Annotated in this window: 22 protein-coding genes and 1 pseudogene; 1 reads left to right on the top strand and 22 read right to left on the bottom strand. The window is 73.7% G+C overall.

The annotated features are described in order from the left end of the window. The first annotated feature begins 214 nt into the window (after positions 1 to 214). A complete protein-coding gene (locus IPO09_06450) occupies positions 215 to 1063 on the top strand; it encodes a YwiC-like family protein (GenBank protein MBK9516988.1) in 849 nt (282 codons plus the stop codon). 110 nt (positions 1064 to 1173) lie between these two features. Here IPO09_06450 and IPO09_06445 read toward each other — a convergent pair. From IPO09_06445 to otsB, 22 genes and pseudogenes are all read right to left on the bottom strand, one after another. Further along, positions 1174 to 3899, bottom strand: a pseudogene (locus IPO09_06445) (MCP four helix bundle domain-containing protein). Between the two features lie 379 nt (positions 3900 to 4278). Then, complete coding sequence (locus tag IPO09_06440; GenBank protein MBK9516987.1) at positions 4279 to 5595, bottom strand: adenylosuccinate lyase; 1317 nt, start codon at positions 5593 to 5595, stop codon at positions 4279 to 4281. Positions 5596 to 5687: 92 nt separating this feature from the next. Further along, positions 5688 to 6140: a dUTP diphosphatase gene (gene dut / locus IPO09_06435; GenBank protein ID MBK9516986.1), complete on the bottom strand. Its 453-nt coding sequence runs from the start codon at positions 6138 to 6140 to the stop codon at positions 5688 to 5690. Between the two features lie 106 nt (positions 6141 to 6246). Then, positions 6247 to 8403, bottom strand: a complete 2157-nt coding sequence (pnp, locus tag IPO09_06430; GenBank protein MBK9516985.1) for a polyribonucleotide nucleotidyltransferase — start codon at positions 8401 to 8403, stop codon at positions 6247 to 6249. Positions 8404 to 8678: 275 nt separating this feature from the next. Next, entirely contained in the window at positions 8679 to 8948 is a 270-nt protein-coding gene (gene rpsO, locus IPO09_06425; protein ID MBK9516984.1) for a 30S ribosomal protein S15, read from the bottom strand. 126 nt (positions 8949 to 9074) lie between these two features. Beyond that, positions 9075 to 9995 (bottom strand): tRNA pseudouridine(55) synthase TruB, encoded by a 921-nt coding sequence (truB, locus tag IPO09_06420; protein ID MBK9516983.1) that lies wholly within the window; start codon positions 9993 to 9995, stop codon positions 9075 to 9077. 8 nt (positions 9996 to 10003) lie between these two features. Further along, on the bottom strand, positions 10004 to 10408 hold the full coding sequence (gene rbfA, locus IPO09_06415) for a 30S ribosome-binding factor RbfA (protein ID MBK9516982.1): 405 nt from the start codon (positions 10406 to 10408) through the stop codon (positions 10004 to 10006). Continuing rightward, entirely contained in the window at positions 10405 to 10782 is a 378-nt protein-coding gene (locus tag IPO09_06410) for a DUF503 domain-containing protein (protein MBK9516981.1), read from the bottom strand. Before IPO09_06410 ends, rbfA begins: the two co-directional genes overlap by 4 nt. Before the next feature lie 164 nt (positions 10783 to 10946). Further along, positions 10947 to 13661 carry a translation initiation factor IF-2 gene (gene infB / locus IPO09_06405; protein MBK9516980.1) on the bottom strand — a complete coding sequence of 905 codons (2715 nt, stop codon included), beginning with the start codon at positions 13659 to 13661 and terminating at the stop codon, positions 10947 to 10949. A gap of 12 nt (positions 13662 to 13673) precedes the next feature. Next, entirely contained in the window at positions 13674 to 13940 is a 267-nt protein-coding gene (locus IPO09_06400) for a YlxR family protein (protein ID MBK9516979.1), read from the bottom strand. Further along, a complete protein-coding gene (nusA, locus tag IPO09_06395) occupies positions 13937 to 15598 on the bottom strand; it encodes a transcription termination factor NusA (GenBank protein ID MBK9516978.1) in 1662 nt (553 codons plus the stop codon). The genes IPO09_06400 and nusA overlap by 4 nt, the downstream gene beginning before the upstream one ends. 2 nt (positions 15599 to 15600) lie before the next feature. Further along, on the bottom strand, positions 15601 to 16116 hold the full coding sequence (locus IPO09_06390) for a ribosome maturation factor RimP (GenBank protein ID MBK9516977.1): 516 nt from the start codon (positions 16114 to 16116) through the stop codon (positions 15601 to 15603). 87 nt (positions 16117 to 16203) lie between these two features. Next, a complete protein-coding gene (locus IPO09_06385; protein MBK9516976.1) occupies positions 16204 to 18198 on the bottom strand; it encodes a hypothetical protein in 1995 nt (664 codons plus the stop codon). Between the two features lie 95 nt (positions 18199 to 18293). Further along, positions 18294 to 19250: an MBL fold metallo-hydrolase gene (locus IPO09_06380; GenBank protein ID MBK9516975.1), complete on the bottom strand. Its 957-nt coding sequence runs from the start codon at positions 19248 to 19250 to the stop codon at positions 18294 to 18296. Positions 19251 to 19320: 70 nt separating this feature from the next. Beyond that, entirely contained in the window at positions 19321 to 20070 is a 750-nt protein-coding gene (locus IPO09_06375; GenBank protein MBK9516974.1) for a TlyA family RNA methyltransferase, read from the bottom strand. Positions 20071 to 20130: 60 nt separating this feature from the next. Next, positions 20131 to 22041 carry a 1-deoxy-D-xylulose-5-phosphate synthase gene (locus IPO09_06370; GenBank protein ID MBK9516973.1) on the bottom strand — a complete coding sequence of 637 codons (1911 nt, stop codon included), beginning with the start codon at positions 22039 to 22041 and terminating at the stop codon, positions 20131 to 20133. A 17-nt stretch (positions 22042 to 22058) separates the two neighbouring features. After that, entirely contained in the window at positions 22059 to 22946 is an 888-nt protein-coding gene (locus IPO09_06365) for a polyprenyl synthetase family protein (protein MBK9516972.1), read from the bottom strand. Between the two features lie 130 nt (positions 22947 to 23076). Further along, entirely contained in the window at positions 23077 to 23538 is a 462-nt protein-coding gene (locus IPO09_06360) for a DUF4442 domain-containing protein (protein MBK9516971.1), read from the bottom strand. 42 nt (positions 23539 to 23580) lie between these two features. Then, on the bottom strand, positions 23581 to 23994 hold the full coding sequence (locus tag IPO09_06355; GenBank protein ID MBK9516970.1) for a response regulator transcription factor: 414 nt from the start codon (positions 23992 to 23994) through the stop codon (positions 23581 to 23583). A 5-nt stretch (positions 23995 to 23999) separates the two neighbouring features. After that, complete coding sequence (gene xseB, locus IPO09_06350) at positions 24000 to 24269, bottom strand: exodeoxyribonuclease VII small subunit (GenBank protein MBK9516969.1); 270 nt, start codon at positions 24267 to 24269, stop codon at positions 24000 to 24002. Between the two features lie 16 nt (positions 24270 to 24285). Continuing rightward, complete coding sequence (xseA, locus tag IPO09_06345; protein MBK9516968.1) at positions 24286 to 25857, bottom strand: exodeoxyribonuclease VII large subunit; 1572 nt, start codon at positions 25855 to 25857, stop codon at positions 24286 to 24288. Positions 25858 to 25886: 29 nt separating this feature from the next. Continuing rightward, positions 25887 to 26696 (bottom strand): trehalose-phosphatase, encoded by an 810-nt coding sequence (otsB, locus tag IPO09_06340; GenBank protein MBK9516967.1) that lies wholly within the window; start codon positions 26694 to 26696, stop codon positions 25887 to 25889. Positions 26697 to 26781 lie beyond the last annotated feature (85 nt).

Below are 26781 nucleotides of genomic sequence, written 5' to 3'. Positions count from 1 at the left end.
GCAACCTCCCGGGATGGTGAGGCAAATCGCCCTGGCCAAGGTCAAGCCAGGGAGGGTCCGGAATGGCGAGTGGATCCGCACCTCGCAGGGCGCGCTGTCGGCAGATCTGCCTACGGCGACCACCGCCCCCCGCCTCCGGCCCTGGCCCGTCCGTGGCCCCACTCGGTCCGGGGTGTGACACACCCCAGGGTTCCAGCGGCCGGGTCGGCAGGCCGTGCACCACCGGCTCGCCCCGGGACCCGTTCCCTGCTATCCAACCGGCCCCGTGTCGGACGAAGCCGCCAGCGCCCCGCGCCCTCGCTCGCTCCTGCCCCAGGAGCACGGCGCCTGGGGCCAGCTCGCCCTGCCGCTCCTCTCGGCGCTGGCCCTGGGCGGCCCCACGCCGGCGGCCCTGCTGCTGGCCTTGGCCACCGTCCTCGGCTTCCTGGCCCATGAGCCCTGGCTGGTGCTGCTGGGCCACCGCGGCGCGCGCGCCCGGGAGGTCGAGGGTTCCCGGGCCAGGCGGGCCATGTGGGGCGGGCTGGCGGCCGCGGCGGCGAGCGGGCTCACGGGCGCCTGGCTGGCGCCCCCGGTGGCCCGCCTGGCGCTGCTGCTGCCGGCCACGCTGGCCGCCGCGGTGGTGGCCTTCGTGCTGGCCCGCCGCGAGCGGACCATCCCCGGGGAGCTGACCGTGGTGTCGGCGCTGGCCTCCTCCGGCTTCGCGGTGGCGCTGGCCGGCGGCGCCTCGCTCACGGTGGCGGCGGCGGCCACCGCCACCTGGGTGCTGGCCTTCGCCACCTCGGTCTTCGCGGTGCAGGTGGTGCTGGAGCGGTCCCGGGCGCGCGGCGGGCGCGACATCGGCGCCCGGAGCGCCCTGGTGGTGGGGGCCATCTTTGCGGGCGGCGCCGCGGCGGCGCTGGCGGCCGGGCTCGGCTGGGTGGTCCCGGCCGCGGCCGCCCCCACCGCGCTGCTCTCGCTGGTGGTCTGCCTGGGCGGCTTCTCCCCGCGGCAGCTGAAGACGCTGGGCTGGGGGCTGGTCGGCGCGACCAGCGCCTCCTTCGGCCTGCTGCTCCTGCTGGCCTGACCGGCCGAGGGGCACCGCCGCCGAGGCGACCCTCGGCTCGGCCGGGCCGCCTGGACGGCGAGGGGCCGGCCCACCCTGGCGCCGGCCCTTCGCCTCTCCCACCGCGCTGGCTAGAAGTCCTTGAGCTGGGTCTCCTCGTCCATCGGGAACGGGTTCACGGGCGCCATGGCCTTGTCTCCGCCGTGGCCGTTCCTGCCGGGCTTGAGCGCCTTGTTCGGCCTGGGCGGCGCGGCCTGGGCCAGCCGGACCGCGCCGGCCGGGCGGCGGGCCGCCGGGGCGCTGGCCTTGCCGAGGTTGAAGGCGCCGACCATGGCGGCCAGCTCCTCGGCCTGGCCGTTCAGCTCGCTGGCCGCGGAGGAGGACTCCTCGGCCGAGGCGGCGTTCTGCTGGGTCACCTTGTCCATCTCGGCCACCGCCTGGTTCACCTGGTCGATGCCGGACGACTGCTCCTTCGCCGCCGCCGAGATCTCCGCCACGATGTCGGTGACCTTGCCGATGCCGGTCACGATCTCGCCGAGCTTCCCGGCCACCTGCTTGGCCGAGGCCTCGCCCTCCACCGCCTGCTTGACCGACTCCTTGATCAGCTCCTCGGTCTTCATGGCCGCCTCCTTGGCGCGCAGCGCCAGGCTGCGGACCTCCTCGGCCACCACCGCGAAGCCGCGGCCCGCCTCGCCGGCCCGGGCCGCCTCGACGGCGGCGTTCAGGGCCAGCAGGTTGGTCTGGAAGGCGATGTCGTTGATGTCCTTGATGATCTGCGAGGTGCCCTCCGCCGCCGCCTTGATCTTCACCATCGACCCCTGCATCTGCGCCACCGCCGCCGCGCCGTCGGTGGCCGCGCCGCGGGCCGACTGGGCCAGCGTGTTGGCCTGCATGGCGCTGTCGGTGGCCTGCTTGGTCACGGTGAGCACCGACTCGAGGGACGAGCTGGTCTCCTCCAGCGAGGAGGCCTGCTCGGACGCGCCCGAGGCCACCGCCTGCGACGAGGCGGCGATCTGCTGCGACGCGCTCGACACCTGCTCCACCGCCGAGGCCACCTGCGACAGCGCCTCCAGCAGCGCCTCGCCGGTGGCGTTGACCGAGTCCTTGATCTTGGCGTGGTCCCCCTGGTAGCTGCCGCCCACCCGGGCCCGGAGATCCCGCTGCGAGAGCTTCTCCAGCACCCCGGCCGACTCGGTGATGGGCGCCAGCACCGCGTCCAGCGTCTGGTTGACGCCGTCCACCACCTTCTTGAAGTCCCCTGGTGCTTCGAGGCGTCCGCCCGGGTGGCGAGCCGTCCGGCCACCGCCGCGTCCACCAGGGTGCCGGCGTCGGAAACCAGCCGGTTCACCGCGTCGATGCAGGTGTTCAGGTTGTTCTTGATGGTGTTGAAGTCGCCGGCGTAGCTGTCGGTGATCTTCTGCGGGATGGCCCCGCGCGAGATCTCGTCGACGTACTTCGCCGCCACGTTGAGCGGGCCGATGACGGCGTCCAGCGTCTTGTTGACCCCCTCCACCACCTTCTTGAAGTCGCCCTCGTGCCGGGAGGCGTCGGCGCGGGTGGCCAGCCGCCCCTCCACCCCGGCCTGGGCCAGCATCCCGGCGTCGGTCACCAGCCGGTTCACCGCGTCCACGCACCGGTTCAGGTTCTCCTTGATGGTGTTGAAGTCGCCGGCGTAGCTGGCCGTGATCTTCTCCGGGATCTGCCCCTTGGAGATCTGGTCCACGTACCGGGCCGCCACGTTGAGCGGCCCGATGACCGCGTCCAGCGTGTCGTTGACGCCGGCCACCACCTTGCGGAAGTCGCCCTGGTGCTTCGAGGCGTCGGCCCGGGTCGCCAGCCGCCCCTCCACCCCGGCCTTGGCCAGCGTGGACGCGTCCGCCACCAGCGCGTTCACCGCGTCGATGCAGCCGTTCAGCGAGCCCTTGATGAGGTCGAAGTCGCCCTCGTACCGGTCGGTGATCTTCGGCGGGATGTCCCCCTTGCCGATCCGCGAGACGTACTCCGCCGTCACCTTCACCGGCCGCTCCACCGCCGCCATGGTCTCGTTGATGCCCGCGATGATGGGCCGGAACTCCCCCTCCACCGCGCCCTCGTCCCCGCGTACGTCCAGCTTGCCCGCCTGCACCGCCTGGCGCAGCTTGCCCGCCTCCCCCACCAGCGCCGTCACCGTGTTGCCGATCTTCTTGCCCAGGAAGACGCCGATGACCACCAGCAATCCGCCGCCCACCAGGATGGCGGCCGCCAGCAGGAAGAAGGCGGAGCTGGCCGCCGCCTCGCCCGCGGCGGCGGACCTGGCGGCGTCCTTGGCGGTGAGCTCGGCCAGCTCGGCCAGCCGGTCCTCGGCCGCCTTGAACTCGCCGCGGGCGGCCAGGAAGCCGTCCCAGACCCGCTGGTCGGCGGCCTTGAGGACCTCCTCGGCGGCGCCGGCGCCCACCCGGTCCTTCTCCTCGGCGGCCCGCAGCACCTCCTCGGCCTTGCCGCGCCATGCTCCCAGCGCCGACTTCACCTCTCGCCACTTGGCCAGGGCCACCTCACCGTGCGACAGCGCCTCGTAGGCCTTGGCGTGCTCGTCCATCCGGGCGAAGGCGGCCTTGACCCCGGCGAAGGCGCTGGCCCGCAGCTCGGGGGTGGCCCGGCGGAGCAGCAAGGTGTTGATGTTCCGCGCAGCGGCGGTCTGGGCCTCGTTGACCACGGCGATGGCCTCGCTCGAGGGCATCTTGGCCCTGGAGACGTCTTCCAGGGCGTCGTTGACGGCCGAGGTGCCGCGGTAGGCCACGCCGCCCACCACCAGCATCACCAGCAGCGCCAGGCCGAACCCGGCCAGGATCTTGGTGCCCATCTTGAGCTGTCCGAACATGTGAACCCCCGGGGAGGAAGCGAGCGGCCTGGTGGCCGTCTGCCAGGGGGTTGCATGGCGCGATCCAGGCAGTCCGCCGGAAAAGCTGGCGGATTTCACCTCGGGTCGATCAAGCGCGGGGCGTCGGGCGGATCCGCCGTGATCCCGGGCCTGGCAGCGCCTGCGGCCACGCGGCGTGCCCGCCGACGTCAAGCGGCGGGGCAGACGCTCGGTCGGCGAGCGCCGCGGACGCTGGGCGCGAGGCCATCGGCACCCCGGGTCGTCCGCCACGGGTGGCGCCGACCGGCGGCGGCGCACCAGGCGCTGCGCCGCCCGCGAGCGGCCGGCGGCCCGGCCCTTCCGTGGCGCGGCGGGGCCAGGCGCCCCGCCGTCCGGCCCCCTACTCGCCGAAGACCCGGCGGAAGACCGTGTCCACGTGCTTGAGGTGGTACTCGAGGGCGAAGCAGGCGTCGATCTCGGTGCCGCTCAGCAGGGCCGCCACCTCGGCGTCTCCCTTCAGGGCGGTGCGGAAGTCCACCCCCTCCTCCCAGACCTTCATGGCGTTGCGCTGCACGTAGACGTAGCCCTGCTGCCGGCCGACCCCCTTGGCGACCAGGGCCAGCAGCACCCGCTGCGCCTCGTAGAGGCCACCAGTCTGGTCCAGGTTCTCCTGCATGCGCTTCGGGTAGACGCGCAGGTTCTCGATCATCCCGGCGAAGCGCTGCAGGCTGAAGTCCAGGATGATGGTGGCGTCCGGGCCGATGACCCGCTCCACCGACGAGTGGCTGATGTCGCGCTCGTGCCACAGCGCCACGTCCTCCAGCGCCGCCAGCGCCCAGCCGCGCAGCAGGCGGGCCATGCCGGTGAGGTTCTCCGAGAGGATGGGGTTGCGCTTGTGCGGCATGGCCGACGAGCCCTTCTGCCCGGCCGTGAAGGGCTCCTCCGCCTCGCGCACCTCGGTGCGCTGCAGGTGGCGCACCTCGGTGGCGTGCTGCTCCAGGGTGGCGCCGCACAGCGCCAGCGCCGTGAAGAACTCGGCGTGGCGGTCGCGGTTGACCACCTGGGTGGGCGCCCCCTCGGCGCCGGCCAGGCCGAGCCGGGCCATCACGAAGGCCTCCACCTGGGGGTCCACGTTGGCGAAGGTGCCCACCGCCCCGGAGATGGTGCCCACCGCCACCACCTGGCCGGCCCGCTCCAGGGCGGCGCGGCGGCGCCCCCAGGCGTCGTACCAGCCCGCCAGCTTGAGGCCGAAGGTGACCGGCTCGGCGTGGATGCCGTGGCTGCGCCCCATCATGGGGGTGCGGCGGTGCTCCAGCGCCCGCTTCTTCACCGCCGCCATGACCCGGTCCACGCCGCCCAGCAGGAGCGCGGTGGCCTCCTTGAGCTGCACCGCCAGCGTGGTGTCGAGCACGTCGGAGGAGGTCATGCCCTTGTGCAGGTGGCGCGCCGCCGGGCCGCCCTTCTCCTCGGCCCAGGTGAGGAAGGCGATGACGTCGTGCTTGACCGTCTTCTCGATCTCCTCGATGCGCGCCACGTCGGCGGCGTCGAGCTGGTAGCCGTCGAAGACCCGCCTGAGGGCGGCCAGGTCCTCGGCCGGCACCTCGCCCAGCTCCACCATGGCCTGGCAGGCCAGCAGCTCCACGTCGAGCCAGATGCGGTAGCGGCGCTCGCTGGTCCAGATGCGCCCCATCTCGGCGCGGGTGTAGCGGGGGATCATGTGGTCCTCCTCGTCGTCGGAGCTGCCGTGGTGCGGCCCTGTCCGGCCGCGTCGAGCCAACCCTGCCTGCTGCTGCCGTGCCGCCGCCCTGATCAGCGCCCGGTGGACCCGAAGCCGCCGGCGCCGCGCCCGGTCTCGCCGAGCGCCTCGGCCACCACCAGGGTGGCGCGCGCCACCGGGGCGATGACCAGCTGGGCGATGCGCTCGCCCCGCTCGAAGCGCACCGCCGCCTGGCCGTGGTTCACCAGGATCACCTTCACCTCGCCCCGGTAGTCGGCGTCGACCGTGCCGGGTGCGTTGAGCAGCCCCACGCCGTGGCGCGCCGCCAGGCCGGAGCGCGGCCGCACCTGCCCCTCGAAGCCGGGCGGGATCTCCAGCGCCAGGCCGGTGGGCACCATGGCCCGCTCGCCCGGGGCCAGGGCCACCGGCTCGTCGGCGCGCAGGTCCAGGCCGGCGGCCAGGTCCGTCTCGTAGCGCGGCAGGTCGAGGGGCGCGCCGCGCCCGCCCACCCGCGTCACCTTCAGCGTCACCTGCGTGCCGGCCATGCCTGCTCCCGGTTGAACGAGGAGGGGCGGCGCGCCGTGTGCCGGCGGGCCGCCCCGGGTCCTGGCGTGGCGCCGACGCCCGTGGGGGCCCCGGCGCCGCCGGCCGCTAGGCCTTGGGCGCCTCGCCCGCGGGGGCCTTGCCGGCCGCGTCGGCCAGCGCCTCCTTGCGGGAGAGCCGGATCTTGCCGGCGCGGTCCACCGAGATGACCTTGACCATCACCTCGTCGCCCTCGGAGAGCACCTCGGAGACGGTCTTGACCCGCTTGTCCGAGAGCTCGGAGATGTGGATCAGGCCGTCGGTGCCGGGGAAGATCTCCACGAAGGCGCCGAACTCCGCGATCTTCCGGACGGTGCCGGTGTAGATGCGGCCCACCTCGGCCTCCTGGGTGAGGTTCTGGATCATCTTGATGGCCGCCAGCACCGCCTCGGAGTTGGAGGAGGCGATGGCGATCTGGCCGGTGTCCTCGATGTTGATGGAGCAGCCGGTGCGGGCGGTGATGTCCTTGATGACCTTGCCGCCGGGCCCGATGACGTTCTTGATGAACTCGGGGCGGATCTTGATGGTGGTGATGCGCGGGGCGTACTTGGAGACGTCCGGGCGCGGCTCGGAGATGGTCTTGGCCATCTCGCCGAGGATGTGCTTCCGGCCGGCGGCGGCCTGGTTGAGCGCCGTCTCCATGATCTCGCGGGTCACGCCGCCGATCTTGATGTCCATCTGGATGGAGGTGATGCCGGCGGCGGTGCCGCACACCTTGAAGTCCATGTCGCCGAGGTGGTCCTCGTCGCCGAGGATGTCGGAGAGGATGGCGATCTTCTCGCCCTCCTTGATGAGGCCCATGGCGATGCCGGCCACCGGGGCCTTGATGGGCACGCCGGCGTCGAGCAGCGCCAGCGAGCCGCCGCACACCGAGGCCATCGAGGAGGAGCCGTTCGACTCCATGATGTCGGAGACCAGGCGGACCACGTACGGGAACTTGGCGACGTCGTCCGGGAGGACCGCCTTGAGGGCCCGCTCGGCCAGCACGCCGTGGCCGATCTCGCGGCGGCCGGCGCCGCGCAGGAACTTGCACTCGCCCACCGAGAACGGCGGGAAGTTGTAGTGGAGCATGAACCGCTTGTAGGTCATGCCCGTCAGCCCCTCGATGCGCTGATCGTCGGTGGCGGTGCCGAGGGTGGCGCCCACCAGGGCCTGGGTCTCGCCGCGGGTGAAGAGCGCCGAGCCGTGCACGCGGGGCAGCAGGCCGACCTCGCAGGTGATCTTGCGGATGTCGGTGGTGCCGCGGCCGCCGATGCGCTTGCCCTCGTCGGTGATCATCTTGCGCATGTACTCGTACTTCACGTCCTCGTAGTAGCCCTTGATCTCCTTCTCGCGCAGGGAGATCGAGGCCAGCCTGGCGGCGTCGCCGGCGGCCTCCTCCTTGAGGGCCTTGAGCAGCTCCTTCTTGATCTCGGAGAGCCGGCCGTAGCGGTCGTGCTTCTCGTGGCGGCCGTAGGCCTCCTTGACCTTGTCCCAGGTCAGCTGCTTGACCTTGGCCTTGAGGGCCTCGTCCGAGGTGGGCGGCTCGAAGGACTTCTTCTGCTTGTTGCCGGACTTCTGGTGCAGCTCGAGCTGGGCGGCCAGCAGCGGCTGGGCGGCGGCGTGGCCGAAGAGCAGCGCGTCGACCATGACGGCCTCGCTGACCTCGCGGGCCCCACCCTCCACCATGGTGATGGCGTCCTTGGAGGCGGCCATGATGACGTCCAGGTCGCACTCGGCCCGCTGGGCCAGGGTGGGGTTGGCGACGAACTGGCCGTTGAGCCGGCCGACGCGCACCCCGGCGAACGGGCCGTTGAACGGCACGTCGGAGCACTGCAGGGCGGCCGAGGCGGCCGTCAGCGCCAGCACGTCGGTGTCGTTCTCCTGGTCGAAGGAGACCACCGTGGCGATGATCTGGGTCTCGTTGGCGTAGCCGTCCGGGAAGAGCGGCCGGCAGGAGCGGTCGATGATGCGGGAGATGAGCGTCTCGCGCTCGGTGAGCCGGCCCTCGCGCTTGAAGTAGCTGCCGGGGATGCGGCCGGCGGCGTAGAGCTTCTCCTGGTAGTCCACGGTGAGGGGGAAGAAGTCGATCCCCTCCTTCTTCTCGTTGGCCGAGACCACCGTGACCAGCACGATGGACTCGCCCATGCGCGTCCAGATGGAGCCGTGGGCCTGCTTCGCGACCTTGCCGGTCTCGAGGGTGATGTCCTTGTCGCCGACCTTGGCGGTGACCTGGATGGGAGTCATGTGCGCCTCTTCCTGGAAGGGGTGGCCGGCGCCTGGAGCACCTGCCGCCCTGGTGGCCCGTGCCGCGCGTGCGCTCGAGGGCCTGGAAGAAGTGCCTCTGTTCCTCACTCCGGCGCCCCTCCTCGAAGGAGAGGCGCCCCAGTCGGAAACGGAGGCGCGCCTGACAGGTTCCCCGAAGGCCCGTGTCGCACGGGTGCTTCGGCTGCGCCCCGCCCGCTGCGGGCCGGAGGCGCGAGCGCCCCGGCCAACCGCGGCCGGGGCGCCGAGACGGCGTGTTACTTGCGGATGCCCAGCTGCTCGATGAGGGTCTTGTAGCGGGCCACGTCGATGGTCCGCAGGTAGTCGAGGAGCCGCCGCCGCTGGCCGACGAGCTTGAGGAGCCCGCGCCGGCTGTGGTGGTCCTTCTTGTGGGTCTTGAAGTGCTCCGTCAGGTAGGTGATGCGCTCGGAGAGCAGCGCCACCTGCACCTCGGGGGACCCGGTGTCCTTCTCGTGCCGCTTGAACTTCTGCACGAGCTCCGTCTTCTTCTCCTGCACCATCGCCATAGTCGCTCCTGTTCCTGGTTCGCCGAGTCACCGCCGCGGGGGCGAAGGCGTGCGCCGCGGGCGGCCGTGAACGGCCGTGAGGGCGGGTACTTAAGCCATTCCGTGGGGGGAGTCAACGGACGCCCGTCAGGGCCGATCCAGGTCTCCCGGGGTGAGCATGACCCGCACCGGTCGCACCGCCCCGTCGCGCAGTTCGGCCACCGCCAGGAGCCTCCGGCCGGGGCCGAGGACCTGCACCAGGCCGTCCTGGCCGGGCGCCGTGATCTGCTTCCCCTGGGCCACCGCCCGGGCCCGGGCGGCGTCCACCTCGACGACCGGGAAGGTGAGTGTCTCCCCCGGAGGGATGAGTCGCGCCAGGAGCGCCGCACGCCCCTCCTTGCCCCCGGCCGCCAGCCCCTCCAGCTCCGCCAGCGGGAGCGCCTGCGCCACCTCGAAGGGGCCGGCCGCGGTCCGCCTGAGCGCCCCGAGGTGGGCCGGGACGCCCAGCGCCACCCCCAGGTCCACGGCCAGGGTGCGGACGTAGGTCCCCTTGCCGCAGCGCACCGACAGGACCGCCTCGCGCAGCCCGTCCGGGCCGGCCGGCGCCAGGCCGAGCAGCTCGAGGGCGTGGACCACCACCGCGCGCGGCTCGCGCTCCACCACGTCGCCGGCCCGGGCCGCCTCGTGGAGCCGGCGGCCGCCCACCCGCACGGCGGAGAACATGGGCGGCACCTGGAGCAGCTGGCCGGTGAGGGCCGGCAGGGCGCCGCGCACCGCGGCCTCGGTGAGCCCGGCCGGGTCGCCGCGCCCGGTCACCTGGCCGGTGGCGTCCTCGGTGTCGGTGGCGGCGCCGAAGGCCACCGTGGCCAGGTAGGCCTTGTCGCCGTCGGTGAGCCAGCGCTGCAGCTTGAGCGCGTCGCCCAGGCAGACCACCAGCAGGCCGGTGGCGGCCGGGTCGAGCGTGCCGGTGTGGCCCGCGCTGGGCGCCCCCAGGGCGCGCCGCACCCGCAGCACCACGTCGTGCGAGGTGGGGCCGGCCGGCTTGTCGACGAGCAGGACGCCGTGCAGCGGGGCGGTCACTCCTGCTTCTCGCCCTCGCCCGCTTCCTTCTCCGCCAGGGTCATGGTGTCCCTGGCCCGGGCCTCCCGCAGCAGCCGGTCGATGCGGTCGCCGCGCTCCACCGACTCGTCGAAGACGATGCGCAGGTGCGGCGTCCAGCGCAGCGCCAGGTTGCGCGCCACCTCGCGCTGCAGCCAGGCGGTGGCCGCCTTGAGCCCCTCCAGCGTGGACTTCTTCTGCGCCTCGTCGCCCAGGATCGAGACGTAGGCCGTCACGTCCTTCAGGTCCGGCGCCATCTTGGCGCCGGTCACCGTCACCAGCGCGTTGATGCGCGGGTCCTTGAGGCCGCGCCCCAGCACCTGCCCCAGCTCGTGGGCGAACTCGCTCGCCACCCGCGCCGGCCTGTCGTGTCCGCTGCTCATCGGTCGTCCTCCTCGGGCGGGTCCCAGGGGATGGCCCCCTCGGCCTCGGCCAGCGTGCGGGTCCCCTCCGAGAGCCCGTCCTCCCAGTGCTCGATGCTGAGGTCGCGCCCGGTCAGCAGGATCTGCCCGCCGTGCACCCCGGCCACGAAGCCGGCCACCTTGTCGAGCGTCTCGTTCACGAAGGCGTGGTCGTTGGCCACCGCGGTGACCCCCAGCACGCTCCGCTGCCACAGGTCGTTCTCCGCCACCTCGGCGATGGAGACGTTGAAGCGCGCCTTGACCCGGTCGATGGCCGAGCGGACGAGGTGGCGCTTCGACTTGAGCGAGCCCGGCGAGGGCAGGTGCAGGGTCAGCCTGAGGACGCCGACGAACATCCCGCCACTCCTAGCGCACCTGGTCCACCTCGGCCGCCGGCGCAGCAGCCCGAGCCGAGGTCGGGCGCGCGAGGAGCGAGCAGCGCAGCCGCGCTCCAGGTACGGCGAGCAGGCGCGGCGACGGATCCGACCGGGGCCGGCCGGAATCCTGCGCCGCCACGGGCCTAGTCGAGCGACTGCTTCAGCTCCTCGAGCTCGAAGATGTCGATGATGTCGCCCGCCTTGAAGTCGGTGAAGCCGTCCACCCCGATGCCGCACTCCAGGGGGGCCAGCACCTCGCGGACGTCGTCCTTCAGCCGCTTGAGGCTGACGATCTTGCCGGAGTGGACCACCTTCTTGTCGCGGGTGACGCGGCCCAGGGCCTGGCGCCGGATGGCGCCCTCCAGCACCGCCGAGCCGGCGATGACGCCGACCTTGGTGATGTTGAAGACCTGCCGGACCTCGGCCTTGCCGAGCGGCTTCTCGCGGATGATGGGCGGCAGCAGCGCCACCATCTCCTCGCGGATCTTGTCGACCGCCTCGTAGATGATGTCGAACTGCAGGATCTTGACGCCCTGCTGGCTGGCGATCTGCTCGACCTTGGTCTCCATCCGCGTGTGGAAGCCGACGATGATGCCCTTGCCGGCCGCGGCGGTGAGGACGTCGGACTCGGTGATGACGCCCACGCCGGTGTCGAGGATGCGCACCCCCACCTTCTTGGTGGCGCACTTCTCCAGGGCCTGGGTGACGGCCTCGGAGGAGCCCTGCACGTCGGCCTTGACCACCACGTTGAGGACCTTGCCGCCGGACTTGGCCTTGGCGAAGAGGTCCTCCAGGGTGGCCCGCTTGACGTTGGAGAGCTCCTTGGTGCGGGCCTTCTCGGCGCGGTGGCTGGCCACCTCCTTGGCCGACTTCTCGTCCTCCACCACGTCGAACTCGTCGCCGGCGGTGGGCACGCCGGAGAGGCCGAGCACCTCCACCGGGTAGCCGGGGCCGACCTCCTTCACCTGCTCGCCGCGCTCGTTCATCATGGCGCGGACCTTGCCGTACTCGGAGCCGGTCACCAGGGCGTCGCCCACCCGCAGCGTGCCCTCCTGCACCAGCACCGTGGCCACCGGGCCGCGCCCCTTCTCCAGCTTGGCCTCCACCACCACGCCGGCCGCCAGCGCCTCGGGGTTGGACTTGAGGTCCAGCACCTCGGCCTGCAGGGCGATGTACTCGAGGAGCTCGGGCAGCCCCTGCTTGGTGCGCGCCGAGACCGGCATCATGATGGTGGTGCCACCCCACTGCTCGGGCACCAGCTGGTACTCGGTGAGCTGCTGCATGACCCGCTCGGCCGTGGCGCCCGGCTTGTCGATCTTGTTGATGGCCACCAGGATGGTGACCCCGGCCGCCTTGGCGTGCTTGATGGCCTCGGTGGTCTGCGGCATGACGCCGTCGTCGGCCGCCACCACCAGCACCACCAGGTCGGTGACCTGGGCGCCGCGCTGCCGCATGGCCGTGAAGGCCTCGTGGCCCGGGGTGTCCAGGAAGGTGATGGGCCCGTGGGTGGTCATCACCGAGTAGGCGCCGATGTGCTGGGTGATGCCGCCGGCCTCGCCCGCGGCCACGTCGGCCTTGCGGATGGCGTCCAGCAGCGAGGTCTTGCCGTGGTCGACGTGGCCCATGACGGTGACCACCGGCGGGCGGTTCACCAGCTTGGACTCGTCCACCTCGAGCTCGGGGATGAACTCCTCGACCTCGAAGCCCTGCTTCTCGACCTTGTACCCGAAGCCCTCGGCCAGCGTCGCGGCCAGCTCGGCCGGGACCAGCTGGTTGATGGTGGCCATGGTGCCACCCTGCATCAGCTTGCGGATGATGTCGGAGGCCTTGACGCCCATGGCCTGCGAGAGCGCCGACACCGAGATGGACTCCTCGATGCGGATCACCTTCTTGTGCTCGGCCCGCTCGGTCACCTGCGTCTTCGCCCCCTTCTTGGTCGGCTTCTTCTTCTTGCCGCGGATGGGCACGTAGGTGCGGTCCTGCATGGCGGCGTTGAGGAGCGCCTGGGGGTTGAGCCCCTTGGCGGCCTCGTCGGCCGGCCGGCCCGACGTCTTCTTGCCCTTGTTCTTGTCGCGGCTGACGTCGATGAACTCGCGCTCGCGGCCCAGCGTGCCGGGCACCACCTTGAGCTCGCGGACCTCGCCGAGGGCGCGCGGGCCCGGAGCGGCCGGGAAGCGGGAGCCGGAGCCGGTAGGCGGCGTGACCCGGCGCACCGGCACCAGCGGCCGGGAGATGACCACCGCCTGGGTGGAGGTGGGGCGCATGGTGCGCGGATCGACCGGGCGCGGCGCGGGCGGCAGCGTGCCGACGGCGCCCGGGGCGGCGGGCGGACGGGCCGGCGCGGTCGGCAGGCCCGGGGCGGGCGCGGCGGCGGCGGGAGCGGCGGCCGGGGCCGGCGCGGCGGCGGGGGCCGGCGCGGCCGGGTCCACCGGCGCGGCGGCGACCGCGGCGGCCGGGGCAGGCTCGGCGGCGACGGCCGCCAGCGGCTCGACCGCGGGGGCCTCCTCGGGCGGGGCCTCCTCGAGCGGGGCCTCCTCGGGCAGGTAGGCCGGCTCCTCTTCGACCGGCTCGGGGGGGGGCGGCGGCGCGACCACCGGCGGCGGCGGGGGCGGCGGCAGCGTGGACTTCTTGCGGACCACGAAGCCGGGGCCAGCCGGCCGCGGCGCGGGCGCCTTGGGCTTCTTCTCCCCGACGATCCGCTCGAAGGCAGCCTGGGCCTGGTCGTCGTCCAGCGACGACGAGTGGCTCTTCACGTCGAAGCCGAGCTGGTGGAGCTTGTCGACCAGCTCCTGATTGGAGAGCTCGATCCCCTGTTCCTTCAGCTGCTTCGCGAGCTCGTGTACGCGCTTCTTGGACATTGGTCTCGACTCCTAATCCCTGCCGCAAACTGCCGTCAACCCGCGCCGCAGCGCGTCCGCGTCACATCCGAGGTCGGAGCGGCGGAAGGCGCGCGCGAAGGCGCGCCGCTTGAGGGCCCGCTCCAGGCAGGCCTCCGCGGGGTGCAGCCAGCCACCCCGCCCACCGCTCTTCCGCTCGTCCACCACCACCGTGCCTCCGTGCGAGACCTTGAGCCGGACCAGCCCCTGCCGGGCGCCCCTGGCGCCGCAGCCGAGGCAGGTCCGGACTGGCTCGCTCACCCCAGGACCTCGTTGCGCGCCTTCTCCTTGTCGAGCTCGACGCGCAGCCTGGCCTCTTCCTCGAGGTACACGCCCACCGCGTGCTTGAGCTGGCGGGCCTTCTTGACGCCCAGGCCGGAGGAGTCGCCCAGCTTGGCCACGTCGGCCTCGGCGTTGATGGTCTCCACCGTGGGGTAGCCGGCCAGCTTGAGCGCCTCGATGGTCTTCTCGCCGACGCCGCGGACGCGCGCCATGCGCTCCTCCTGCGACAGGCTGTCGGGGTGGCGGCGGGCCTCGGCCAGCCGGGCCGCCTCGCGCTCCGCCTCCAGGACCATCTCCTTCTCGGCGTCCACGATGGCCTGCTCGCGGGCCCGCTTCTGCAGGTCCGGGATCATGTCGAGGGTGAACCCGGGGAACTGGGTCAGCATCTCGACCGCGGCGTTGGCCACGTCCTGCGACTTGCGGAAGCCGTGGGCGTACAGCATCTCCTGCGTCGCCTCCGGCACGCCGATGGCCTCGAAGCTCTCCTTGGCGAACTCGTGCATCTCGCGCACGCGCGTCTCGGAGTTGATGTCGAGCTTCCAGCCGGTCAGCTGGGAGGCCAGGCGCACGTTCTGGCCGCGCCGCCCGATGGCCAGCGAGAGCTGGTCGTCGGGGACGATGATCTCCATGGCGTTGTTCTGATCGTCGAGGAGCACGCGGCTCACCTCGGCCGGGGCCAGGGCGTTGCAGACGAAGCGCGCCGGGTCCTCGTGCCAGGGCACGATGTCGATCTTCTCGCCGCGCAGCTCCTGGACCACCGCCTGGACGCGGCTGCCCTTCATGCCGACGCAGGCGCCCACCGGGTCGACGTCCGAGTCGCGCGAGCTGACCGCGATCTTGGCGCGGCCGCCCGGCTCGCGGGCGGCGGCCTCGATGACCACCACGCCCTCGGCGATCTCCGGCACCTCCATCTCGAAGAGCTTCTTGAGCAGCTCGACGGTGGCGCGGGAGAGGATGATCTGCGGGCCCTTCGACTCGCGCAGCACGTCCACCACGAAGGCCTGGATGCGGTCGCCGGCGCGGTAGCTCTCGCGCGGCACCTGCTCGCGCACCGGCAGGACGGCCTCGGCGCGGCCCAGGTCCACGATGACGTTGCCGCGCTCGAAGCGGCGGACGATGCCGGTGATGACCTCGCCCTTGCGGTCCTTGTACTCGTTGAAGACGTTCTCGCGCTCGGCGTTGCGGGTGCCCTGGATCATCACCTGCTTGGCGGTCTGCGCCGCGATGCGGCCGAAGCCGCGCCGGAAGGTCTTGAGCTTGAGCAGGTCGCCCCACTGCTGGTCCTGGGCGCGCGCCTCGTCCTCGTCCTCGGGCCGGTAGAAGATGGGGAAGTCGAGCTCGTCGCCGACCTCGGCCTCGATCCCCTTCTCGTGGGCGAAGGCGATGGGGATCATGTTGGCCGGATCCGGGATGGGCGCCTCCTCGGTCCCCTCGTCCACGATGGTGAGCACCTGGAAGAGGTCGATCTGGCCGCGGTCCTCGTCGTACTTGGCCTTGAGGTTGCGCTCCAGGCCGAAGTGCCGCTTGGCGGCCATCTGGATGGCCTCCTCGAGGATCTCGATGAGCTTGGGGCGGTCGATGCCCTTGTCCTTGGCGACCTGGTCGAGGATCAGGTTCAGGTTCACGCTCTGCTGCATGGTCAGTCCTTCCTGCGGAGATCGGCCTCGAAGTCGTACTCGAGGTGGGCCTTGGCGATCTGGTCGTGCGGGATGCGGTGGAGGACGCCGTCGACGTCCACCTCGACGGCCTCGTCCTTGAAGCCCGCGAGGATCCCGGACCAGTGCTTGCGGCCGGGGCTGCCGGGGGCGGTGCCGGACACCGGCCCGAAGGTCTTGACGCGGGCGCGCTGGCCGGCGAAGCGCTGGAAGTCGGCGGGCTTGCGCAGGGGGCGCTCCAGCCCGGGCGACGACACCTCGAGGTCGTAGGCCGGCTCGATGAAGCCGGCCACGTCCAGGATGGGATCGACCAGGTGGGAGACCGCCTGGCAGTCCTCGATGCCGGTGCCGCCCGGCTTGTCGACGTAGAGCCTCAAGACCCAGCGACCTCCGCCGCGGACCCACTCCACCTCGACCAGCTCGAAGCCGTCGCGCTCCAGCACCGGCTCGAGGAGCCGGCGGACCTGGTCCGTGACGTTTTCTTGGGCGATGCCAGCCATGTCCTCGATTCCAGAAAAGAAAAAAGCGGGCGCTGCTGCGGCCCACTTTCGTGCCCGGTCGCCCGGGGTCCTCGAAAATGTGGGGGGTTAGGTAACAGAACGGCCGGTCACGGTCAAGGCACCGCCCGGCGGCGGAGTCAGCGTCCGCCCCTCCGGCTGGCGCGGTGCGCCACCGGCCGGCAGCCAGACCTGGAAGGTGGCTCCCTGGCCGGGCGTGGAGGCCACCTCGACGAACCCGCCGTGCGCCCTGGCCACCCCGTCCACCACCGAGAGGCCGAGCCCGGTGCCCTGCCCCTCCCCCTTGGTGGTGAAGAAGGGCTCGAAGATGCGCGCCCGGGTCGCCTCGTCGAGGCCCGGCCCGTCGTCCGACACGCTCAGCTGCACCCACTCGCCGCCGGCGTGCCCCCCGGCCCCCTCGGCCCGGGTGAGGCGCCGCGTGGCCACCACCACCCGGCCCCGCCCGTCGCAGGCGTCCCGGGCGTTGAGCACCAGGTTGAGCACCACCTGCTCGAGCTGCACCGGGTCCGCCACCACCGTGCCGGTGGCCGCGTCGAGCTCCAGCTGCAGCGCCACGCCCTTCATCAGCCGCTCCAGCAGCCGCACCAGCTCCTGGACCAGGCCGTTGAGCGCCACCGGGTGGGGCTGGAGTGGCTGGCGCCGCGCCACCTGGAGCAGGCTGCGGGTCAGCTCTCCGCCCCGCCGCACCAGCCCCCGGATCTCCTGCAGCGCCGGGCCGGCCGGCGCGCCAGGGGCCCCGCCCTCCTCGACCTCGCCGACGCTGGCGGCGATGGCGGTCAGCAGGTTGTTGAAGTCGTGGGCCACGCCGGCGGTGAGCCGCCCCACCGCCTCCAGCCGCTGCGCCGCGCCCAGGCGAGCCACCGTGGCGTCGAGCGCCCGGGTCCGGTCGGTCACCGCCGCCTCGAGGTAGTCCAGGCCCTGCAGCTCCTCGGCGCGGCGCTGCGCCCAGAGCGCCAGGGCCACCGCCAGGCCCGTGAACAGGAAGGTGGCCTGGAGGGCCAGCGGGGCGGCCGGGTGCGGTGGGAACTGGCCGCGCACCATGCCGACGTACCAGCTGCCCGCCAGGGCGAACGGGACGAAGCCCACCAGGTAGTCCTTGGCGGCCCGGTTGCCGCGCACCGCCTCGGCCACGCTCAGGACCAGGCAGAGGCCCACCGCCACCCCGCCGGTGACCGAGGTCAGCTGGTTGGCCACCACCACCGCCCCGACCAGGACCGGCGCGGAGGCCACCCCGGAGACCCAGCCCAGGACCCGCAGCAGGGCGTCGAGGCGCGGCAGGGACCTCCCCAGGCCCAGGTACCGGCGGGTGAAGGCGACGCCGGCCGCCGCCGCCGCGCCGCCGAGCACCGGCTCCAGCCAGACCGCCCACGGCGCCAGCCAGGGCACGGCGGCCGGCAGCACCCCGGCCATGTCGAGCTGGTAGGCGCCGAAGGTGAGGCCGAAGGCGGCGTAGACCACGTTGGCCGGGTCGCGGTGGACGCGCCACGACCAGAGCGATGCGGCGATGAGCAGCGCCAGCGCCCCGGACCATGCCCCGAACCAGAAGAGCTCGGTGGCCCCCTGGCGCACCACCTCCGCCGGCTGGACGAAGCCGCCCTCCAGCAGCATCGGGCCGCGCGTCTCGACCCGCACCCAGGCGTCCAGCGCCTCGCCGGGGCCGAGCCGGTAGAAGCGCAGGTGGCTGCGGGCCGCCTGGGTGATGGTGCGCTCCTCCAGGGGCACGGCCAGTCCACCGACGTGGTGCAGGAACCCGCCCCGCCCGTCCGGCACGAAGACGTCCAGCCGCTCCACCAGCGGCCACTCCCAGGCGAGGACGTGCTCGGCGGCGACCTCCAGCCGGTTCTCGGTGCGCAGGCGGACCCAGGCCGGCCGCCCGGTGAAGCCCAGGCTGCGGGGGGCGGACAGCGGCTCGAGGCCGGCCGCCACCACCCGCCCCACCGAGAGCGGCGCGGTCTCCTCGAGCACCTCGACCGCCGGGACGGCGGGCGCCGCCAGCAGCAGCGCCGCGACCACGGCGGCGCGGGCGGTGGACGGGGACGTGCGCTCGGGGTCGAGGCCTGGCACCGACGGAACGTGCCACGGCCGCAGCCCAGCGTCGGCACCATGAACCGGGGGTACGTTTCCTGCCCAGTCCCACCCGCCCGGGTGTGATCGTCCGGCTAGGCCTTGGTCGCCCCGTCCAGCCACACCTCGAGCCCCTGCGCGTTCAGCTCGAGGTCGTTGTCGAACCAGGCCAGCGCCTCGGCCTGACCGACGGGCGCGCCGTGGTCGGCCAGCCCGGAGAGCAGGAGCCCGGTGAGCCCGACCTTCACGGCGGCGTGGCGCCCAGGCCCGGCCGGCGCGGCCCGGGCGATGCGGACGAAGGCGTCGATGCCCCGGTGCAGCGTGGCGGCGTGGGCCGCCAGGCCACCCGTGACGCAGCCGTAGTGGGTCAGGTAGAGCCGCTCCGGGGCGAGCCCCATGAGCCGGTCGAGGGTGGCGTGCAGCGCCTCGGGGTCGAACTGCACCGGGGTGGTGGTGGGGAAGAAGAAGGGCCCGCGCGCCGTGTCCAGCTGGCGGTAGGAGAGGCCGAAGGTGTCGCCGGTGAAGAGGCCGCGCGTCACCTCGTCGTGGACCACGAAGTGGTGCCTGGCGTGGCCGGGGGCGTCGAGGAAGCAGAGCGGGCGCGCCCCCAGGTCGAGCGTGAAGCCGTCGGGCGCCTCGACCACCCGGGCCGCCGGGATGGCCACCGGGTCGCCGTACAGCTGCTGGGTGGCCTCGGCGCCGTAGACGCCCACCGTGCCGGCCCAGAGCTTGGCCGGGTCGACGAGGTGGCGCGCCCCGCGCGGGTGGGCCACCAGGGTGGCCTGCGGCAGGGCGGCCATGAGCGCGCCTGCGCCGCCGGCGTGGTCGAGGTGGACGTGGGTGACGATGACGTGGCTCACCGAGGCGCGCGGCAGGCCGGCGGCGTCGAGGGCAGCCAGCACGCGGGGCACGGTGCCGGCGTTGCCGGTCTCGACCACCGCCACCGAGTCGCGGCCGCGCAGCAGGTAGCAGGCGGCCAGGTGTGACTTCACGTAGCCGGTGTCCACGAGGTGGACGCCGGGGGCGACCTGGGTGGCGGGCTCGAAGGGCATGGCGGCTCCGGGGGCGGGCACGGGGGGAGCCGTGGAAGGTAACGCACCGCGGGCGGGCGGGCGAGCCCCGTCACCCGCCCAGCCGGAGCCCCAGCAGCCACTCCCGGTTGCCGGCCGGGCCCTGGATCGGGCTCTCGGCGTGGCCCAGCACCTCGAAGCCGAGCTGCCGGGCCGCCTCGGCCACCGCCTCCAGCGCGGCCAGCCGCTTCGAGTCCTCGCGCACCACCCCGCCCTTGCCCACCTCGCCCTTGCCCACCTCGAACTGGGGCTTCACCAGCAGCAGGGCGTGGCCGCCGGGCTTCAGGATGGCCTTCACCGCCGGCAGCACCAGCCGGAGCGAGATGAAGGAGAGGTCGCCGGTCACCAGGTCGACCCGCTCGCCCAGCGCCTCGGCGGTGAGGGCGCGGGCGTTCTCGCGCTCGCGGACCACCACCCGCGGGTCGCCGCGCAGCTTGGGGTGGAGCTGCCCGTAGCCCACGTCCACCGCGTAGACCCGGGCGGCGCCGCGCTGCAGCAGGAGGTCGGTGAAGCCCCCGGTGGAGGCGCCCAGGTCGGCGCAGGTGAGGCCGGCCGGGGTGACCGGGAAGACCTCCAGCGCCTTCTCCAGCTTGAGGGCGCCGCGCGAGGCGTACCGCTGCGGGGCGGCGTCCTCCTTGAGCCGCACCGGCAGCGCCGGGTCGACCAGCTGCCCGGGCTTGTCGATGCGCGTCTCCCCCACCACCACGGCGCCGGCCATGACCAGCGCCTGGGCCCGGGTGCGCGACTCCGCCAGGCCCAGCTCCACCAGGAGCAGGTCGATGCGCTGGCGCGGCGCGGCCATGGCGGGGCGGCGGAGGGGCCGGCCGGGGCGGGGCGGGGTGGATCCCGCCGGCGGCCCGGCTCAGGCCACGCCGCGCGCCTGCTTCTGCCCGGCCAGCTCGCGGCAGGCGGCGGCCACGTGGGCCTGGTCGATGCCGGCGTCGAGGCGCTGGCGCGGCTGCTCCGCGTGGGTGATGAAGCGGTCGGGGATGCCGAGGCGCCGCACCATCAGCCCGCCGGCCAGCAGCCCGTGGGCCTCGAAGGCCTCCAGGCAGGCCGAGCCGAAGCCGCCCTGCAGGGCGTTCTCCTCCAGCGTGACCACCCGCCGGATTCGCCCGGCCTCGCCGCAGATGAGGGCCTCGTCGAGCGGCTTGACGAAGCGCGGGTCCACGACCCGCACGTCGATGCCCTCCCTCCCCACCTCCTCGGCGGCGGCCAGCGCCACCTTGAGGGTGGTGCCGCAGGCCACCAGCAGCACGTCCGGGCTGGCGCCGCCGGCCCGCACCACCCGCCCCACGCCGATGGGCAAGGCCTGTGGCTCTCCCTCCTGCGCCACCCCCTCGCCGGCGCCGCGCGGGAAGCGGAAGGCGGCCGGGCCGTCGTGCTGGAGCGCGGTGCGCAGCATGTTGCGCAGCTCGCCCTCGTCGGAGGGGGCCATGACCACGAAGCGCGGGATGGCGCGCAGGTAGGAGAGGTCCATCACCCCCTGGTGGGTCTTGCCGTCGGCGCCCACCAGGCCGCCGCGGTCGAGCGCGAAGGTGACCGGCAGGTTCTGCAGGGCCACGTCGTGGATCAGCTGGTCGTAGGCCCGCTGCAGGAAGGTGGAGTAGATGGCCACCACCGGGCGCATCCCCTCGCAGGCCAGGCCGGCCGCGAAGGTGACGGCGTGCTGCTCGGCGATGCCCACGTCGAAGGTCCGCTCCGGGAACTCCTTCTTGCACCGGATCAGGCCGGTCCCCTCCAGCATGGCGGCGGTGATGGCCACCACCCTGGGGTCGCGGCGCATCTCGGCGCAGAGCGCCTCGGCGAAGAGGTCGGTGTAGGCCTTGGCGGCCGGCTTCTTGTTCGACTTGCCGGTGGCCACGTCGAAGAAGGAGAGGCCGTGGCCGCGGGTGGCCGGGTCCGACTCGGCCGGGTGGTAGCCCTTGCCCTTGGTGGTGATGACGTGGAAGACCACCGGGTCGCCGAAGGCGGCCAGCTTCTGGAAGGTCTCCACCAGCCCGACCACGTCGTGGCCGTCGGCCGGGCCGACGTAGTGGAAGCCCAGCCCCTCGAAGAGCACCCCCGGGGTGACCAGCGCCTTGGCCGCGGTGATGCCGTGGCGGATGGCGTCGATGGCCTCGTGCCCCTTGGGCAGCTTCTCCAGGAACTCCTTCACGCCCTTGCGCCAGCGGTTGTAGGTGCGGCTGGTGAACTTCTTGGAGAGCCACTCGCTCATGGCGCCGACGTTGGGCGAGATGGACATCTCGTTGTCGTTCAGCACCACGATCAGGTCGCGCTTCAGGTAGCCGGCCTGGTTGAGCCCCTCGAAGGCCACGCCGCCGGTCATCGAGCCGTCGCCGATGATGGCCACCACCTTGCCGGGCAGGCCCTGCTGCTTCTTGGCCTCCAGCATGCCGAGCGCGGCGGAGATGGAGGTGGAGGCGTGCCCCACCCCGAAGGCGTCGTGCGGCGACTCCTCCCGCTCCGGGAAGCCGGCCAGCCCACCCTCGGTGCGGATGGTGTCGAAGCGGTCGCGCCGGCCGGTCAGCAGCTTGTGGCCGTAGGCCTGGTGCCCCACGTCCCAGACCAGCTTGTCCTCCGGGGTGGAGAAGACGTAGTGCAGCGCCACGTTGAGCTCCACCGCGCCCAGCGACGAGCCCAGGTGGCCCCCGGTGCGGGCGCAGGTGGTGATGATCTGGTCGCGCAGCTCCTGGCAGAGGCGCGGCAGGTCCGCCAGCGGGAGCCGCTTCAGGTCGTCGGGCGAGTCGATCCGGTCGAGCAGGCGTGGCATGTCGGTCTCCTTCTCCCTCACTTCTTCCTGGTGAGGACGTAGCGCGCCAGGGCCCCGAGCGCCTCGGCCTTCGGGCCGAGGGGGGCCAGGGCGGCCAGCGCCTCGTCGAGCAGCCCCTCGGCGCGGCGGCGCGCCTCGGCCTGCCCCACGAGCGACGGCAGCGTGGACTTGCCGGCCCGGGCGTCCTTGCCGGCGCGCTTGCCCAGGGTGGCGGTGTCGGCGGTGAGGTCCAGCAGGTCGTCGGCGATCTGGAAGGCCAGGCCGAGCCGCTGGCCGGTGGGGTAGACGGCCGCCGCGTCGGCGCCGGCGCAGAGCGCGCCGCCCGCCACGCTGGCGGCCAGCAGCGCGCCGGTCTTGCAGCGCATCAGCTCCAGCACCTCGGCCTCGCCGAGCCGTCGGTGCTCCCCGTCCATGTCGCGCTGCTGCCCCTCCACCATGAGGGCGGCGTTGTCGGCCAGCAGCCGGCCCAGGGCCAGCGCCTTCGGGTCGGGGGACGCCAGCAGGTGCCGGAAGGCCAGCGACTGCAGGCCGTCGCCCACCAGCACGGCGGTGGCCTCGTCGAAGGCCTTGTGCACGGTGGGGCGGCCGCGCCGCAGGTCGTCGTCGTCCATGGCGGGCAGGTCGTCGTGCACCAGGGAGTAGGTGTGGACGCACTCCATGGCCAGGGCGAAGCGCATGGCCAGCGAGCCGTCCGAGGCCTCGCCGCCGTGGGCCTCGGCCGAGGCCAGCACCAGCGCCGGCCGCAGCCGCTTTCCGCCGGCCAGCAGGGCGTACTTCATGGCGTCCACCAGCCGGTCCGGCCCGTGGCCCCGCCGCTCCTCGGCCAGGGCCGACAGGCCGGCCTCGACGCGCGCGGAGACGTCCTTCAGGTAGGGCTCGATGGCGAACGGCACGGTGCCGGCTATCTAGCACGGGAGGGGGGGCGCGCTCACCTGGGACGGGGGACCGCGGGGGGCGCCGCGCCGGACGTCCCGCCCCGGCCAGGACCGGCCGCCGCCGCCAGGGCCACCGCCCCGCCAGGGCGGCGCCCTCCGGTCACGACGCCTCCACCCGCCGCACGTAGATCACCTTCTCCACGCTCACGTGCACCACGCCGCCCCGGTCCACCAGCTCCACCGTGTAGGTCCGGTCGGTCGAGCGCTCGTGCTCCAGCGCGCCGTGGACGGCCGCCTCCTCGCCGGGCGGCAGCCGGAAGGTGGCGAAGAGGCGGGTGCGCCCCGGCTTCTTGAAGCGGATGGTGGCCGCCCGGTCCCAGACCAGGAAGCCCGGACCGAGCCGCTTCATGAGCATGATCATGAAGAAGGGATCGACCGCCGCGTACATCGAGCCGCCGAAGATGGTCCCGACGTAGTTGCGGGTGCGGAGCGACATCGGCAGCGTGACGCGCACCTCCGACCAGTCGGCGGCGATGAAGGTCACCCGGGCGCCCGTGCCCCAGTAGCAGGGCCAGAGGTTGAAGGCCTGCCGTTCGGCCCAGGTGCGGAGCGACTCGCGCATCGGGCGGATGGGAGCGCGAGGGGGGGGCTGCCGCGCCGCCCCCTACGCCGGCGCCCCGACCTCGCCGGCGCGGGCACCCAGCAGCGCGCGGATGCGCGCCACCAGGCCGTCCATGTCGATGGGCTTGGAGAAGTAGGCCGCCGCGCCGGCCGCCAGGCCGGTCTTCTCGTCCTCGGCGCTCTTGCGGGCCGAGATGAAGATGACCGGGATGTCGGCGAAGGTCGGGTTCTTCTTGATGGCCCGGCACAGCTCGAAGCCGTCGATCCAGCTCATCATGACGTCGAGCAGGATCACGTCCGGCCGGTCCACGTGCATGGCCGAGATGAGCCGCAGCCCGTTGGCGGCCTGCCCCACCAGGAACCCCTCCAGCTCGAGCGCCAGCGTGAGCATCTCCCGCGTGTCGCGGTCGTCGTCCACGATGATGATGCGCGGGGTGGCGGTGTGCTCGTCGGCCATGGGGGTCAGCCGCGCTCCGGCTCGAACGGCGCAGCCTCCTCGCCGCCGTCCGCGCCCCGCACCAGCTGCTCCACCCGGGCCTCGGCCTCGTCGAGCCGCCTGGCCGCGTCGCGGGCCAGCTGGATGCCCTCGGCGAACTTCTCCACCGAGCCCTCCAGCGGCAGGTCGCCCGCCTCCAGCGCGGCCACCACCTGCTCCAGGCGCGACACCAGGGCGTCGTAGCTCGCCGCCGGGGCCGCCGCGGCCTGGGCCGCCTTCTCGCTCGCTCGCGCCACCATGACCTCCGTTCGTTTAGCCCCGCCGGCCCGGGGAAGCAACCGCGTCCCGGACGGGCCCGCCCGGGCTCGGCGCGTGCCCCCGGCCCGGCACCGGATCGTCACCGGCGTCGCGGGCCGTCACCCGGGCGTCCAGCCAGCCCTCGCCGAGCGCCACCCGCAGCTCGTCGCCCGGGGCCACCTCGCCGCTGCGCGCCACCAGCCGCCCCCGGTGCAGCGCCAGGGCGAAGCCGCGCGACAGGAGCTTGGCCACGTTGGCAGGCTCCAGCCGGGCCGCCAGCCGCTCCACCCGCAGCTGCTCGCGCCGGAAGGTGGCGGCGCGCCAGCCCTCCAGGCCGCGGCGGGCCAGCTCCACCCGCGCCCGCAGGGCCCGCAGCCTGGCCCTGGGCTCGCCCCTGGCCAGGCGCACCCGCAGCGCCTCCAGCCTGGCCCGACCGGCCACGGCGGGGCGCAGCGCGGCCGCCTCGGCCCGCCGCACCAGGTCCTCCAGCCGGTGGCGCTGCGCCGACACGGCGTGGGCCGGGTCGGCCAGCTCGGCCGAGAGGGCCCGCAGGGTGGCTCGCCGCCCCTCCACCGCCGCCCCCATCGCCCGGCGCAGCCGCCCCCGCAGCGCCGCCAGCCCGGCCACCAGGTCATCGCGCACCGGGGCCAGCAGCTGGGCCGCGTGGGTGGGCGTGGCGGCGCGCACGTCGGCCACCAGGTCGGCCACCGAGACGTCGGTCTCGTGGCCCACCGCCGAGACCACCGGCACCGGCGAGGCGGCGATGGCGCGGGCCAGCCGCTCGTCGTTGAAGGCCCACAGGTCCTCCACCGAGCCGCCGCCGCGGGTCACCACGATCACGTCGACCCCCTGCCGCGCCAGCGCCTGGATGGCGGCGATCACGGTGGCGGCGGCCCCCTCGCCCTGCACGCGGCAGGGGGCCAGCAGGACCGGCAGCCCGGGGAAGCGGCCGTGCAGCACCCTGAGGAAGTCGCGCAGCGCGGCGGTGGTGGGGCTGGTGGCCAGGCCGATGCGCCGCGCCAGGAAGGGGAGCGGTCGCTTGCGGGCCGGGTCGAGGAGGCCGTCGGCGGCCAGGCGGGCCTTCACCTGCTCGAGCTGCAGGGCCAGCGCGCCGGCGCCGCGCGGCTCGAGGGCGTCCACGATGAGCTGGTACTTGCCGTGCGGCGGGTAGAGCTCGACGCGGCCGCGCGCCACCACCTCCAGCCCCTCGGCGGGCGCGAACCGGAGGCGGCGCGCCTGGCCGGCCCACATGGCGCAGGGGAGCGTGGCCCCCTCGTCCTTGAGCGAGAAGTAGAGGTGGCCGCTGGCCTGGGCGCGGTAGTTGGAGATCTCGCCGGCCACCCAGACGTCGCGGAAGCGCGGCTCGAGGCAGCCCTTGAGCGCCTGCGTGAGGGCCAGCACGGTGAGCGGGCCAGCGGGCTCGGTGGGCTCGGTGGGCTCGGCGGCGAGGGAGGTCGCGGTCGCGGTCGCGGTCGGGGTCGGGGTCGGGGTCGGGGTCGCGGTCGGGGTCGCACCCTCCCCTCCCTCCTTCCGCTCCTTCACCGCCCGGCGCGCCGCGAACAGGTCGTAGGTCTCCCCCAGCGGCAGCTGGGCGGGCGCCTTCTTCTTCTTCGGGCTCACCGCCGTTCCCCTGCCCTCGCCCGGGGGCGGCGGGGAGGCGCCGCCCGGCCGGCTGGCTGGCGCAGCGCCACCAGCACCTCGAGCAGCTCGTCCACCTGCGCCTGCCCGGCCAGGCGCCACGGCGCCAGCGAGGGCCCTGGCCCCACGTGCACGCCCATGAGGAGCGGCGGTCCGAGCTTGAAGGCGTCCTCGTCGGTGACGTCGTCGCCCAGGTAGAGCGCCGCCGCCAGGCCGAGCCGGGCCAGCAGCGAGCGCAGCGCGTCCCCCTTGTTGGGGAAGTCGTGCGGCAGCACGTTCAGCACCTTCTTGCCGGGCACCAGCCGGGTCCCGCTGAGCCGGTTGGCGGCCGCGTAGACCGCCGCCTCCGAGCCCCGCCAGGCCCGCGACAGGCCGTAGTGGATGGCCAGCGTGGAGCGCTTGTCCTCGAAGTGCAGCCCGGGCACCCCGCTGAGCTCGGCCTCCAGCTGCCGCCGCCAGCCGCGCACCGCCGCCAGCACCTGGGCCGGCACCGGCAGGGGCCTGAGGAGCTCGAAGCCGTGGTTCCCCACCACGTGCGGCACCACCCCCTCCGACATCCGGCGGGTGTCCTTCCAGGCCCGGCCGGAGACCACCGCCACCGGGTAGAGCCGGGCCAGCCGCACCAGCAGGGCGCGGGTGCGCCGCCGCATGCGCGCGCCGCCGGGCCGCTTCACCAGCGGCGCCAGCACCCCGTCGTAGTCGAACGCCAGCAGCACCGGCGCCTGGCCCGCCACGCCGGCGAAGCGGCGCAGGGTGGCCCGGTGGCGTGGGAGGAGGAGGTCCTGCATGGCGATGGAGGCGGGCAGCATACACCGGCCCCGCCCTCCTCCGCCGGCCCCGAAGGTGCGTTCCGCCGCCGCCGGCGTAGAATCC

The sequence above is a fragment of the Anaeromyxobacter sp. genome (assembly GCA_016718565.1).
Taxonomy (GTDB): Bacteria; Myxococcota; Myxococcia; order Myxococcales; family Anaeromyxobacteraceae; genus JADKCZ01.
Note: the sequence above shows the minus strand (reverse complement) of the source record. Positions and strands in the feature narration are given on the sequence as shown.

What these genes read in the sequence shown, in the direction of transcription:
- pnp (MBK9516985.1), bottom strand. Translation starts at nt 8,403, where the DNA reads ATGACTCCCATCCAGGTCACCGCCAAGGTCGGCGACAAGGACATCACC.
- rpsO (MBK9516984.1), bottom strand. Translation starts at nt 8,948, where the DNA reads ATGGCGATGGTGCAGGAGAAGAAGACGGAGCTCGTGCAGAAGTTCAAG.
- IPO09_06410 (MBK9516981.1), bottom strand. Translation starts at nt 10,782, where the DNA reads ATGTTCGTCGGCGTCCTCAGGCTGACCCTGCACCTGCCCTCGCCGGGC.
- otsB (MBK9516967.1), bottom strand. Translation starts at nt 26,696, where the DNA reads ATGCAGGACCTCCTCCTCCCACGCCACCGGGCCACCCTGCGCCGCTTC.
- IPO09_06355 (MBK9516970.1), bottom strand. Translation starts at nt 23,994, where the DNA reads ATGGCCGACGAGCACACCGCCACCCCGCGCATCATCATCGTGGACGAC.
- IPO09_06440 (MBK9516987.1), bottom strand. Translation starts at nt 5,595, where the DNA reads ATGATCCCCCGCTACACCCGCGCCGAGATGGGGCGCATCTGGACCAGC.
- IPO09_06390 (MBK9516977.1), bottom strand. Translation starts at nt 16,116, where the DNA reads ATGGCTGGCATCGCCCAAGAAAACGTCACGGACCAGGTCCGCCGGCTC.
- IPO09_06360 (MBK9516971.1), bottom strand. Translation starts at nt 23,538, where the DNA reads ATGCGCGAGTCGCTCCGCACCTGGGCCGAACGGCAGGCCTTCAACCTC.
- nusA (MBK9516978.1), bottom strand. Translation starts at nt 15,598, where the DNA reads ATGCAGCAGAGCGTGAACCTGAACCTGATCCTCGACCAGGTCGCCAAG.
- IPO09_06370 (MBK9516973.1), bottom strand. Translation starts at nt 22,041, where the DNA reads ATGCCACGCCTGCTCGACCGGATCGACTCGCCCGACGACCTGAAGCGG.
- infB (MBK9516980.1), bottom strand. Translation starts at nt 13,661, where the DNA reads ATGTCCAAGAAGCGCGTACACGAGCTCGCGAAGCAGCTGAAGGAACAG.
- dut (MBK9516986.1), bottom strand. Translation starts at nt 6,140, where the DNA reads ATGGCCGGCACGCAGGTGACGCTGAAGGTGACGCGGGTGGGCGGGCGC.
- rbfA (MBK9516982.1), bottom strand. Translation starts at nt 10,408, where the DNA reads ATGAGCAGCGGACACGACAGGCCGGCGCGGGTGGCGAGCGAGTTCGCC.
- IPO09_06380 (MBK9516975.1), bottom strand. Translation starts at nt 19,250, where the DNA reads ATGCCCTTCGAGCCCGCCACCCAGGTCGCCCCCGGCGTCCACCTCGTG.
- IPO09_06375 (MBK9516974.1), bottom strand. Translation starts at nt 20,070, where the DNA reads ATGGCCGCGCCGCGCCAGCGCATCGACCTGCTCCTGGTGGAGCTGGGC.